The sequence below is a fragment of the Tabrizicola sp. genome (assembly GCF_022842145.1).
Classification (GTDB): domain Bacteria; phylum Pseudomonadota; class Alphaproteobacteria; order Rhodobacterales; family Rhodobacteraceae; genus Tabrizicola.
Genome location: NZ_JALHQD010000012.1, coordinates 125,708 through 137,456, shown reverse-complemented (window position 1 = coordinate 137,456; position 11,749 = coordinate 125,708). Strand labels below are relative to the sequence as shown.

General features: G+C 66.0%; 13 protein-coding genes. All 13 read left to right on the top strand.

The features are described from left to right. Positions 1 to 170 precede the first annotated feature (170 nt). The 13 genes from Q0C42_RS21150 (at position 171) to Q0C42_RS21095 (ending at position 11,721) form a co-directional block, all read left to right on the top strand. Positions 171 to 587 (top strand): hypothetical protein, encoded by a 417-nt coding sequence (locus Q0C42_RS21150; protein WP_295080912.1) that lies wholly within the window; start codon positions 171 to 173, stop codon positions 585 to 587. Continuing rightward, positions 584 to 2,929: a phage tail protein gene (locus Q0C42_RS21145; RefSeq protein ID WP_295080909.1), complete on the top strand. Its 2,346-nt coding sequence runs from the start codon at positions 584 to 586 to the stop codon at positions 2,927 to 2,929. The genes Q0C42_RS21150 and Q0C42_RS21145 overlap by 4 nt, the downstream gene beginning before the upstream one ends. Then, positions 2,926 to 3,537, top strand: a complete 612-nt coding sequence (locus tag Q0C42_RS21140; protein WP_295080907.1) for a hypothetical protein — start codon at positions 2,926 to 2,928, stop codon at positions 3,535 to 3,537. The genes Q0C42_RS21145 and Q0C42_RS21140 overlap by 4 nt, the downstream gene beginning before the upstream one ends. Positions 3,538 to 3,554: 17 nt before the next feature. Continuing rightward, a complete protein-coding gene (locus Q0C42_RS21135; protein ID WP_295080905.1) occupies positions 3,555 to 4,241 on the top strand; it encodes a hypothetical protein in 687 nt (228 codons plus the stop codon). A 10-nt stretch (positions 4,242 to 4,251) separates the two neighbouring features. Beyond that, complete coding sequence (locus tag Q0C42_RS21130; RefSeq protein ID WP_295080902.1) at positions 4,252 to 5,190, top strand: hypothetical protein; 939 nt, start codon at positions 4,252 to 4,254, stop codon at positions 5,188 to 5,190. A 1-nt stretch (position 5,191) separates the two neighbouring features. Continuing rightward, positions 5,192 to 5,806: a hypothetical protein gene (locus Q0C42_RS21125; protein ID WP_295080899.1), complete on the top strand. Its 615-nt coding sequence runs from the start codon at positions 5,192 to 5,194 to the stop codon at positions 5,804 to 5,806. A gap of 8 nt (positions 5,807 to 5,814) precedes the next feature. After that, the gene (locus tag Q0C42_RS21120) at positions 5,815 to 7,767 is read left to right on the top strand and encodes a glycine-rich domain-containing protein (RefSeq protein ID WP_295080896.1); all 1,953 of its coding nucleotides are present in this window, start codon (positions 5,815 to 5,817) and stop codon (positions 7,765 to 7,767) included. Continuing rightward, on the top strand, positions 7,764 to 8,120 hold the full coding sequence (locus Q0C42_RS21115; RefSeq protein WP_295080893.1) for a hypothetical protein: 357 nt from the start codon (positions 7,764 to 7,766) through the stop codon (positions 8,118 to 8,120). The genes Q0C42_RS21120 and Q0C42_RS21115 overlap by 4 nt, the downstream gene beginning before the upstream one ends. 229 nt (positions 8,121 to 8,349) lie before the next feature. Further along, positions 8,350 to 8,814 (top strand): DNA-binding domain-containing protein, encoded by a 465-nt coding sequence (locus Q0C42_RS21675; RefSeq protein ID WP_367115755.1) that lies wholly within the window; start codon positions 8,350 to 8,352, stop codon positions 8,812 to 8,814. 275 nt (positions 8,815 to 9,089) lie between these two features. Next, complete coding sequence (locus Q0C42_RS21110) at positions 9,090 to 9,593, top strand: YbjN domain-containing protein (RefSeq protein WP_295080891.1); 504 nt, start codon at positions 9,090 to 9,092, stop codon at positions 9,591 to 9,593. Positions 9,594 to 9,620: 27 nt separating this feature from the next. Further along, positions 9,621 to 10,433, top strand: a complete 813-nt coding sequence (proC, locus tag Q0C42_RS21105) for a pyrroline-5-carboxylate reductase (RefSeq protein ID WP_295080888.1) — start codon at positions 9,621 to 9,623, stop codon at positions 10,431 to 10,433. Then, complete coding sequence (locus tag Q0C42_RS21100) at positions 10,430 to 10,765, top strand: tRNA-binding protein (protein WP_295080886.1); 336 nt, start codon at positions 10,430 to 10,432, stop codon at positions 10,763 to 10,765. The genes proC and Q0C42_RS21100 overlap by 4 nt, the downstream gene beginning before the upstream one ends. Further along, positions 10,762 to 11,721, top strand: coding sequence for a D-glycerate dehydrogenase (locus Q0C42_RS21095; protein ID WP_295080883.1), 960 nt, complete (start codon positions 10,762 to 10,764; stop codon positions 11,719 to 11,721). The genes Q0C42_RS21100 and Q0C42_RS21095 overlap by 4 nt, the downstream gene beginning before the upstream one ends. Positions 11,722 to 11,749 lie beyond the last annotated feature (28 nt).

The following is an 11,749-nucleotide window of genomic DNA, read 5'->3' as shown; positions in this document are numbered from 1 at the left end:
GCGCGCTACCTGACCCGGACGCTGCCCCTGAAACGATCCGACGCAACCCAGCAGCGCCGATCCGGAGACCGCTTCCTGCGCTACGTCGATGTCTCGGGCGAGGTCGATGTGTATTGGGGCGAGAACCGTCCGCCAGGCGGTCGCGTCGGCATCCAGACGGAGATCCGCGGATGATCCCGCCGCGCCTTCCTGACTGGCGTCCGCGCCTGACTGCCTATCTTGCCGAGACCGCAGCTCAGGGGTTCCGGTACGGCTCAAACGACTGCGCGCTCTTCTCGGCCGGGGCGGTGCGCGCGATGACCAGCGTCGATCCGGCGGCGGCCTGGCGCGGCACTTACACGACCCTTGAAGGCGGGTTGAAGCGGCTGATGAAGGCCGGGTTCAATGATCACGTCGAACTTGTCGAGCGCCTGTTTCAGGAGGTGGCCCCGGCCTTCGCCCAGGTGGGCGACGTCGCCCTGGTCGATGCCCCGGACGGCCCTGCCCTGGGCATCATCGTGGGCGAAACCATTGCTTGCCTGGCCCCGCAGGGCATGGGCCATCTGCCTCGCGAAGCTGCGCTGCGCGCCTGGACGGTGCCGGTATGAAAGTGCTGTCCGTCCTTCTGTGGCTGAGCCTGGCGCTGGCGACCCCGGCCGAGGCCGCGCCGGTCTTTGCCGCCATCGGTGCCTTCGCCTCGACCGTCGGCGCCGCCTTTGCAGCTGGCGGCTTCTTCACCTCGACCATTGTCGGGCGGCTGTTGCTTGCGGTCGCTCTGTCCGCTCTGCAACGGGCGTTGATGCCCAAGCCACGCGAGCCTGGGATCAAGACCAAGGTCACCCAGACCGGCGGCACGAACCCGCTAGCCTTCCCCCTTCTGAAATACTCCACCGGCGGAACCCATGCCTGCCCGCCCATGAGCCACGGTACTGTCGGCAAGACGCCAAACGCATTCCTTACCTATGTCATCATCCTGTCCGATGTCCCCGGGGCGACCCTGTCGCGCTACATGATCAACGGCCAGTACGTGACCCTTGGAGGCAGCCCGCACCCCGACTACGGCCTGCCCGTCATCGGCGATCTGAATGGCCTCGCCTGGATCAAGGTCTACGATGGCAGCCAGACCGTCGTCGACCCGATGCTGATGTCGCGCTACAATATCTACCCAGAACGGTCCTGGGCGGCCGACATGATCGGGCGCGGGCTGGTCTATGCCATCTGCACCTTCCGGTACAACCGCGAGCGCTTTCCGGGCCTGCCACGCGTCCGCTTCGAGATGAACGGGATCCCGCTTTACGATCCCCGTAAGGACACGACCGTGGGCGGTTCCGGTGCCCATCGCTGGAACAACAAGGCCACCTGGGAGCCGTCGGTCAATCCGCAGGTCGGCGTCTACAACGTCCTGCGCGGGATCAGCCTGGACGACGGATCCGTCTACGGCGGTGGCTTCCCGGCCGAAGATATCCCCTTGGCCAGCTGGTTCGCCGCGATGAACGAATGCGACCTCCTGGTCACCAACGGTTCCGGTACCGAGCCGCAGTTCCGCGCAGGCTTGGAAGTATCGGTTGATGAGGAGCCTGCCGACGTGATCGGCGAGCTTCTCAAGGCCTGCGCGGGCAACATCGCCGAGATCGGCGGGTTGTGGAAGAGCCGCGTCGGCGCGCCCGGCACCCCGGTCTACCTCTTCACCGACGCTGATGTGGTCAGTTCCAGCCCGCAGGATTTCCAGCCCTTCCCGAACATGGCCGGGTCCTACAACGGGGCGCATGCCACCTATCCCGACCCCGAAAAGGCCTGGGAATCGAGTGAGGCCACACCCTACTACAACCTGACCCACGAGGCGGCCGACCGGAACTTCCGGCTGACGGCCGACCTGAACCTGGTCGCCTGCCCATACCCTGCCCAGGTCCGCCGACTGCAGTTTTCCTATGTCGAGGAAGAGCGCCGCTTCCGCCGCCACGAACACACCCTGCCGCCCGATGCCGCCATCCTGGAGCCGCTGGACGCCACCGGCTGGACCTCGAGCTGGAACGGCTACAGCGCCAAGGTCTTCGAGGTCGACCAAGTGGCCGAGGACGTGCTGACCGGTCTGCAGCGCGTCATGCTGAAGGAACGGGATGCTGCAGACTACAGCTATCCAGGATTGCCGCCGCCGACCGCGATCTCGATCCTGCCGGTGATCCCGGCGGCACAGGTGGTGCCAAGCTTTGCGGTCAGCGGCGCGTCGATCCCGGATGCCACGGGGGCCAATCGCCGCCCCGCGCTGTCCCTGACTTGGGAGCCTGACCTGGCCGACGTCAGTGGGATCATGTGGGAGGTCCGGATCGCTGCAACCTTGGTGATCGTCGCGCGCGGATCGACCCAGGACGTCGCGGCCGGGGCGCTTCTGGTAAGCGAAGGCATCCTTGCCTCCACCGCCTACGAGGTACGGGCCCGGCCCGTCGTGGAGCGCGCCAGCGCATGGACAACATGGATCGCAGCCACCACGCCCACCACCCTGATCACGGCGCCCGACATTGCCGATGGCGCGGTGTCCGAGCAGTTTCAAACAATCGTCCTGGGGCCCTTTACTCGGGGCAGCACACCCAACGGCACCGTTATGGCCACCGTGGACATGGGTGCTGTCAATCCGGGCCATATCTGGCGCCGCGGTTTGTCATTCGATGCTTTCGGCCCGGGCAGCGGCACCTTGGGCGTCAATGGAGCGATCGGGCTTGAAAGACGGTATCGCCGGATCGGCGAGCCGTCCTTCACCGCGTGGACGGTGGTCGAAAGCTTTACGATCGGCTTCGCCTCGCCTTGGGAGCAATACACCGACGCCGGAGGGATCACCGGAGCCTACGACGATTTCGAATACCGGCTGGTCGTGTACGTGCGTCCCGGCAATTCGGGCGATGGGACGGTTTGGCTGCGGAACATCTATCTGACGCTGGCGCGGGTGACGAAATGATCGCCTTTGCCTACATCGACGAGAAGGGCATCCCGACAGGCGGCGGTATCCGGCGCGAACTGCCCGAGGGCGCAGTTCCGCTGGACTCCGCCTTCACCACCACCGACCTGCCGCGCTTGCGGTTTCAGGATGGGACATGGGTCGAGCGCGACGATCTTCCGCCACCTTCGGTCCCGACCCCGCAGGAGCTGGCGGAGCTTCGCGCCTTTGCCCTGGCCCGCGCGCGGACCGATGCCTCGCTCCGGATCAACGGGCTTGCGGGCGAGTTGCGCCTGCGAATTTACACCGACATCCCTGGCCAGGACGCCCTGTACCTGGAAAAGCGGGCCGAGGCCGTAGCCTACGTAGCAGAGGCGCGGGGCCGGGGCGAACCGGCAAGCCTGACCAACTATCCCCTGCTGGAGAACGAACTTGGCGTCACCGCCCCCACGGCCTGGACGCTGGCACAGCTTTGGCTGAACCGCTCCGACCAATTCAAGCGTGTGGGTGCCGCCACCGAACGCCTGCGCATGCAAGCCCTGATCGCCATCGCCTCGGCTTCGAGTTTCGATGCCTTGGAAGCCATAGAACGTGACTTCACCGAGGCGCTGAGCCGCCTTCCTCTCTGACCCAAGGAAAACCGACCATGTCCTCAAAGTCGAACGTCTTCGAAAACGACCTCCTTCTCTTGCTCTTCAACAACGTCAACATCGCGAACATCGGCGACGCCGGTGGCGTCCGGGGGTCTGTCGCGCCGGGCCAGCTTTTCTTATCGCTGCACTCGGCCGACCCTGGTGAAGGCGGCGATCAGACCACGAGCGAGATCGCCTACACCGGGTACGCCCGCGTGGGTGTCGCGCGCAGCGGGGCCGGGTTCGTGGTGACCGGCAACTCGGTCAGCCCGGCTGCGAACGTGGACTTCGGGCCCTGTACCGCCCTGCCGTCGACCTACATGTACTGGGCTCTCGGAACCGCAGCCTCGGGCGCCGGCAAGATCCTGTACAAGGGTGTGATCGGCGCAAACCTGGGTGGCTTCACTGCGCTGGCGACCGATGTCATCACCATCCCCGGCCTGACGGGTGTGGCGGTGAATGACAACATCGCCTTCTTCCCCGCACCCGGAGACACGCTGCCGGCCGGCGTCACCGAGGGGACAGTCTATTTCGTGCGGTCGGTGTCGGGCAACGACATCACGCTGTCGCTCACCTCGGGCGGGGCCGTCGTCGACATCACCGGGCCAGGCAAGGGTCGCGCAGCGCGGCTGACCCCGAAGGTCATGACCGTCGGCGACATTCCCCGCATCCCGACCACCACGACCATCGTGGAGGACTGACCTTATGGGCATGCGCCACGCCCTTGTCATCACCGGTCCCAGTGACCCTGCCCTTCCGGTGGACGAGGTCGACTGGAACGCAGAGCATGTGATTGACGACTTCCTCGACTTCCCGGCCATCGCCACGCCGGCCGTCCCGGCTGCGAACGTCGTCAGGATGTTTGGGCGCAACCTGGGTGGCCGAATCCTTCCGGCCATCCGGGGGCCGTCGGGCATCGACACGTCGCTGCAACCCTTCCTGGGCCGCAACAAGGTGGCGATGTTCAACGTGGCTGGCAACGGCGGGGTCGATACACAGTTCGGGCTTCCCGTCACTGCCCTTGGCACGGCGCAGACCACCACCGTCGTCACGACCAGCACCCTGGGCTATTTCCGGCGGCGAGAGTGGGCCGTCACCACTGCCGCGGCGACGGCGGTCGTAGGCATTCGTGGGTCGGCGCAGATGTTCGGCCTGGGCGGGACGGCCGCGGGGCGGGGCGGCTTCTTCCTGGTCTGGCGCTGGGGCGTCGGTCGGGGGGCGACGGTCGCGACCCACCGGGCCTTCTGCGGCCTGCGCGGGGCTGCGGCGGCACCGACGGACGTCAACCCTTCGACGCTGCTGAACATCTGCGGCATGGGCTACGACGCGGCCGACACCCAGATCCAGTTCATGCATAATGACGGGACTGGGGCGGCGACGAAGATCCCGCTGGGGGCAAGTTTTCCTAAGCCCACCGTCAACGACGCGACGATGTACGAGATCATCCTCTTCGCCCCGCCCGGCACGACGCAGTCGCTGTCCTACCTGATCACCAATCTGATCACCGGCGATACGGCCTCGGGCGTCGTGACGACCGACCTGCCTGCCACCACCACCCTTCTGAACCTGGACAGCTATGTCAGCGTCGGCGGCACGTCGTCGACCATCGGCATAGTGAACTCCGGCTTCTACATCGAGACGGACAACTGACATGAGTTTTCACGTCGTCTTCACCCCCGATGGCATCCCCGGCTGGATCGGGTTCGAGCCGCGCGGCGGCAGCGAGGAGCTGCCCGAGACCCGTTTGGTGGGCGAGGAAGAAATCGAGTTCGATATCGTCTTCCTTGCGGCCCACATGCGCCTGCCCAGCGGTGAATGGGTTCTGCGCCCGGCAGCGCCGCCGCCGGGCGACGATGAACTTGCAGCGCAGGCCGCGGCCGAGCTGCAGGGTGCCCGGCTGAACGCCGCCCAGGTGATCGACGACCTGGTCACCGCCGCCCGGTTACGCTTCGTGACGCAGCTGCCGGGGCAAGAGGCGATCTATCTGGCGAAAGAGGCCGAGGCGCGGACCTACGTCGCCACCATGCCCGAACCAGACAGCCTGGAGGACTTTCCTTACCTTGCGGCTGAGGTCGGGATCACAGCCGCCACCGCGCGCGAGCTGGCGCTGATTTGGCTGCAGAAGGGTGCCCAGTTTCGTGGCCTGGGGGCCGCTACCGAGAACCTGAGGATGGGCGCGCGCAAGGCCCTGACGAACGCTGCCACGCCCCAAGACGTGGCGGAACTCCTGAACAGCCTGTCCGCCGATCTCGACGCCCTCGGCTGATCTGACCGATGCCGATCTTTTCCCCCACAATCTTCAGCCCGGCAATCTTCGACACCGCCAGCGGGGGAACGTCCAGCCAGATCACCAGCTACACCGGATCTCCGATCATCACGGAGGGTGTCATCTGGGACGGCCAGGAGGGCCAGTCCTTCGAGTGGCGGGGCACCGGCTCCTTCGTCCCGGTCGCGGGCGTCCGCGTCTATCACTTCCGGCAAGCGAGCGGCGGTCAGGCAGGCGGAACCGGATACGGCAACCCCGCCTCGGGCGGCGGTGCAGGCGGTCAAAGCCTGGGCGGAACCGTCACCGACTATTTCATCGCGCTTGCGGCAAGCTACGCGGTCACAGTTGGCCCCGGCGGCACGGGAGCGGGAACGGAAGCCGGTCTGCGCGGAGCCAAGGGCGGGAACGCTGGCATCGCCGGAACCAACGCCCCAACGCCCGATGCAGAGGGCGGCGGCGGTGGTGGGTCTGCAAACGTCCAGACATCGGGTGGGAACGGCGGGAACGGCGGCGGCGGCGCGGGCAACAGCGGCGCTGGCGGTACTGGGGCGACTGGAAATGACGGCGGCGCGGGAACCAGTGACCCGACACGCTCCGGCGGTGGCGCTGGTTCTCGCGGCGATGGTCTGGGGGGCGGGTCGCCCGATAACGGCAACGGTGGGCCCGGCTTTGAGACGGCGATCTCCGGCACCTCTCGGCGCTATGGCGGCGGCGGCGCGGGTGCGCGCGGTGCAGGCGTTGACGGTGGCGGCACGGGTGGGCTGAACGTCCCGGGAACCCCCGGAACCCCTGGCACTGGTGGCGGTGGTGGCGGCGTCTACTGGAACTTCGGCACGGAGCGGGTCGGAGAAGACGGCGGTATCGGTTGCGTCATCATCTTCGTGCCCTACGCTGCAGGCACCGGCGGCACGATCCTGGATTCGCCCGGCGTGTCGATTGGCGGCAGTTCTGCCCAGGCCTTCGCAGCTGCCATTCGTAGTGGCGCGGCCTCGTCACTTGCCGGATCTGCCGCCGCCGCCCCCTCGGCCGCGATCCGGGGGTCAGTGGCCAGCGGTGTCGGTCTGGGTGCTGCATCGGCCTTGGGGGGGCTTCTTCTAACCTCGTCCGGGGTCGCTATGGGCGCCGGGCTTGCAACTGCCCCACCGGCATTAGTTCGGACGTCTCAAGGGGCCGCCACTGGCGTGTCGGGTGCCGCTGCCGAGGCCGCTGCGATCCGCACATCCGAAGGGGCAACCGCAGGCGCCTCGGTCGCCGAAGCGCAGCCGGCCGCGATCCGGACTTCTCCGGGGACGACCGTCGGTGCATCGGTTGCTGCTGCCCTGGCTGCCGCGATCCGGTCGTCGGTGGGCACATCGGTAGGGACGGCGACTGCCGAGGCGCAGCTGACGGCGCTGAGCTACCTGATCAGCGTGGCCGTCGCCATCGGTGGGTCCTTTGCCGCCGCGCCGCCCGCAAGCGTCCGTTCAGCCCCGGGCACAGCCGTTGGTGCGGCGTCCGTGCAGGCCCCACCCGCCTTGATCCGCTCGGCACCGGGTAGTGTTGTCGGCTATGCCGTGGCCCGGGCGACGGCCGCGATCATTCTCGGCAGCCAGGGCGTCAGCATCGGGTCGTCCAGCGTAGCAGCAGCTGCCGCCCTCATCAGGTCTGCACCTGGTGTCGCCATCTCACTGACGCGGGCCGCCGCTCCGCCTGCGATGATCCGCAGCGGGGCCGGCAGCGCTTCGAGCATGGCCATCGCCGCCGGCCTGGGGATCCTGGTATCGGCCCAGGACTATTCGACGGGACGGCTTGCCTTCGCATCCTTCGACCCTCGCCGGGGTAGCATCCTCAACGCTGCCGTGCGCCAGGGCAAAGTGTTGAATACCGCCCCCCGCAGGGGGGAGATACTGAACCAGGCCAAGCGCGAGGGGGTGATCCTAAACCCGACCCGTCATGGCCGCATTACGGAGCTGGACCAATGAGCGAACTCTTCACGATCCGGGTCGGAGACCGGAAGCCATACCTGGCCTACAAGTTTCCCTTCCCGTTGACCGATGCCCTGGGTGTGACCTTCTCCGCCCGAGACCCGGCAACTGACGCCGTCTTCGTCGATGACCAGCCCGCCGTGATCGCGAACGGGACCTACCTGGTGAACGATCAGATGGTCACTTACACCCCCGCTGACGGGGTGGCCTTCTATCCCTGGACCGCCCTCGACACTTCGATGAAACGCGACGTCTTCCTCTTCCTGTTTCACGTCAATTGGCCGGGCAACCTGCCCGAAACGGTCCCGTCGGACGGCTATGGCAAAGGCCGGATCGGCGACAACTTCTGACGCCCTACCGGGTGTTCGAAGGGGTGTTGAAGCACCCCTTCAAAACGGGGTCCGATTACACCCGACCCCCGCCGACCAAGAAGCCTTAGGCCGCACCCGCACCCTCGAGGGCGGGGGCAAAGTCAGCGGGAATCGAACTGGGTGGTTTGAAGGCATGGGTTGGGGGGTAGCCTCACCTGGTCATCCCCGATAACCTTGCCATGCTACTCGCTGCCAAAGGACCCCCACGATGGCATCCAAACCATACGAGACCGTTGAAGCGAAAGTTGCTGCGCTTAACGAAGTCGACATGCTAATCGCTGGAGGACTGAAGACCACCGAGGCCGTTCGGCGCGTGTCGGAGACGAGTGGGATAAGCCCGCGCTCGCTTTTTTGCTATCGGAAGATCACGAACTTCATTCCTCAAGAGCAATGGCCGTCAGCCCTGGTCCGGAAGCCTCGCCTCGACCGATTAGGTATTCAAGCCGCGTGTCATCCTGAGGCGCTGGACGCTTTCATCCACATGTGTCGGCATGGGATCGAAATCGCGGAGAGCTACCGAAGGACGGCCGCCGAGGCAAAACAGAAAGGTTGGCTCCGGCTTGCGTCCGAGAGGACACTTCGGCGCGAACTTGCTCGCCGTGTTGCTCCAGCCGAAATGCGCCTAGCCAGGCGTAATGCTGGGGTTGGAGGTGACCTTGGAGGGTCCGTTTAACGTCGGGTGAAATGCAGGCTTAAAGAGCCCACCCCGCCTCAGATCTCCAAAACCGTTCTGCTGCCATATCCAGTGTCAAACCCTGCCATTTCATGTGGCGAGCCACACCGAATTTGGCTTTTCCACAGCTTATTTAGCAAGAATTCACTTTACAGGCTTCCGCTTTGGCCACACCATATCTAGTAAGGGAAGCGTCGGGCAAACGCAGACCCTTGCCAGACACCCAGCTTCTTGTGGGTCGTGGCCCGCCTGAAGCTTCATAATGAGGCCGGGTAATGTCGCTTTCCGAAGATTACGCGTCGATGGAGGATCTCCATCCCATCGACATCGTCGAAAGCCTGGCTGAACACCACGCCTGGGAATTCGACCGCGTGACCGACGACCAGATCGCGATGGCGGTCGAGGGTCAATGGCGGACCTACTCGCTGACCCTCGCCTGGTGCGAGCAGGACGAAACCCTGCGGCTCATCTGCACCTTCGAGATGGAGCCGCCCGAAGACAAGATTCACGCGCTCTACGACGTGCTGAACCGCTGCAACGACATGGTCTGGACCGGTGCGTTCACCTGGTGGGCCGAGCAGAAGCTGATGGTCTGGCGCTATGGTCTGGTCCTGTCGGGTGGGCAGGTCGCAGGGCCGGAACAGATCGACCGGCTGATCGCCGCCTCGGTCACGGCCTCCGAACGCTTCTACCCGGCGTTCCAGATGGCGATGTGGGGCGACCAGACCCCGGCACAGGCGATGAAAGTCGCCATTGCCGAGGCCTACGGGCGCGCCTAACCTTCCCCCGTTTTGAAGGGGAGTTCCATGAGCTTGGATCGTGTGGCCCGGGATGGGCTGGTGCTGCTTGGCTGCGGCAAGATGGGGACGGCGCTCTTGACCGGCTGGCTGGCCGCCGGGGTTCCGCCGGGTTCGGTTTGGGTGATCGAGCCCAATCCGACGGACTGGCTGCAGGAAAGTGGGGTTCATCTGAACCAGGGGATTCCCAAGGCTCCAGCCGTGGCTCTGCTGGCCGTGAAACCGCAGATGATGGGCGCGGCTTTGCCGTCCTTGCAGGCCTTGGGCAATGGCGCGACGCTCTTCGTGTCGATCGCGGCGGGCACCAAGATCGCGACCTTCGAGGATGTGCTTGGCACCCGCACCCCCATCGTCCGCACCATGCCGAACACGCCCGCGATGGTGGGCCGGGGGATCACCGCGCTGTGCCGGAATGCCCATGTCTCGGATACGGACTTTGCCTTGGCGCGGGACCTGATGGCCGCTGTGGGGCAGGTGGTGGACCTTTCGGGGGAGGACCAGATCGATGCCGTGACGGCCGTCTCCGGCTCTGGTCCCGCTTACGTCTTCCACCTGATCGAAACGATGGCAGCCGCAGGTGTAGCCGAAGGGCTGCCCGCCGACGTCGCCATGCAACTTGCCCGCGCCACGGTCTGCGGGGCGGGGGAGCTGGCGTTCCAAAGCTCTGATACTGCGGCGCAATTGCGGATCAACGTCACTTCTCCCGGCGGCACGACGGCCGCCGCCCTGGGCGTCCTGATGGACCCGGACGCGGGCTTTCCCGCCCTGCTGAAGCGCGCCGTGAAGGCCGCCGCCGACCGGGGGCGGGAGCTGGGGAAATGACCATCACCTATGCCGACTTCGAGATGGTGGACATCCGCGTCGGTCGGATCACCCGGGCCGAACCCTTCCCCGAGGCGCGGAAGCCGGCCTACAAGCTGTGGGTCGATTTCGGGCCCGAGATTGGCGAGAAGCGATCATCGGCGCAGATCACCAAGCACTATACGCTGGAAGACCTGATCGGGCGGCAGGTGCTGGCCGTCGTCAACTTCCAGCCCCGCCAGATCGGGCCGGTCCTGTCCGAGGTGCTGGTCCTGGGCCTGCCGGACGGAGCGGGCGCGGTCGTGCTGGTCGGGCCGGGCCATGAGGTTCCCTTGGGAGGAAAACTGTTTTGAAACCGAAACTTCTGATCACTCGACGCCTGCCCGACCGCGTGCTGGACAGCGCCCGCGACCGCTTTGACGTCACCCTGCGGGATCGGACCGAGGTGCTGTCCCCGGACGAACTTAGGGCGGCCTTGCGCGACTATGACGCCGTGCTTCCGACCTTGGGGGACCGCTTCCAACCCGATGTCTTTGCCGATGTTCCCAACCCGCGCGCGAAGATCCTAGCCAACTTTGGCGTGGGCTACAACCACATCGACGCCGAGGCCGCAAAAGCCGCCGGGATCGCGGTGTCGAACACTCCGGGCGCGGTGACGGATGCGACGGCGGACATCGCGGTTTCCCTCATCCTGATGACCGCCCGCCGCCTTGGCGAAGGCGAGCGCATCCTGCGGGCCGGGGCCTGGGAGGGCTGGGGTCCGGTGCAGATGCTGGGCACCCATGTGACCGGAAAACGTCTCGGAGTCATCGGCTTCGGGCGGATCGGCAAGGCGATTGCCAAGCGCTGCCATTACGGCTTCGACATGGAGGTGGTGTTCTACAACCGCTCCCGCGTCGAGGACCCCGGAATGCCCGCACGGCAGGTGGAGATGGCCGAGGCGATGGCGGCGGATTTCGTCGTGGTGGCGGTTCCGGGTGGCAAGGCGACCTATCACCTGATCGATGCGCAGGTGTTGGCAATGATGAAGCAGACCGGGATCTTCGTGAACATCTCCCGCGGCGACGTGGTGGACGAGACGGCTCTGATCGACACCCTGCAAGCCGGCCGGATCGCCGGCGCTGGGCTGGATGTCTACGAGTTCGAGCCGAAGGTTCCGGCGGCCCTGATGGCGATGGAGAATGTCACCCTCTTGCCGCATCTGGGCACGGCCTGCCTGGAAGTGCGCGAGAACATGGGGATGATGGCGGTGGCAAACCTGATCGCCTGGGCCGAGGGCAAGGCCCCGCCGAACCAGGTCAACCCCTAAGCGCCGGGGTAGGGTGGGCGATATCGCC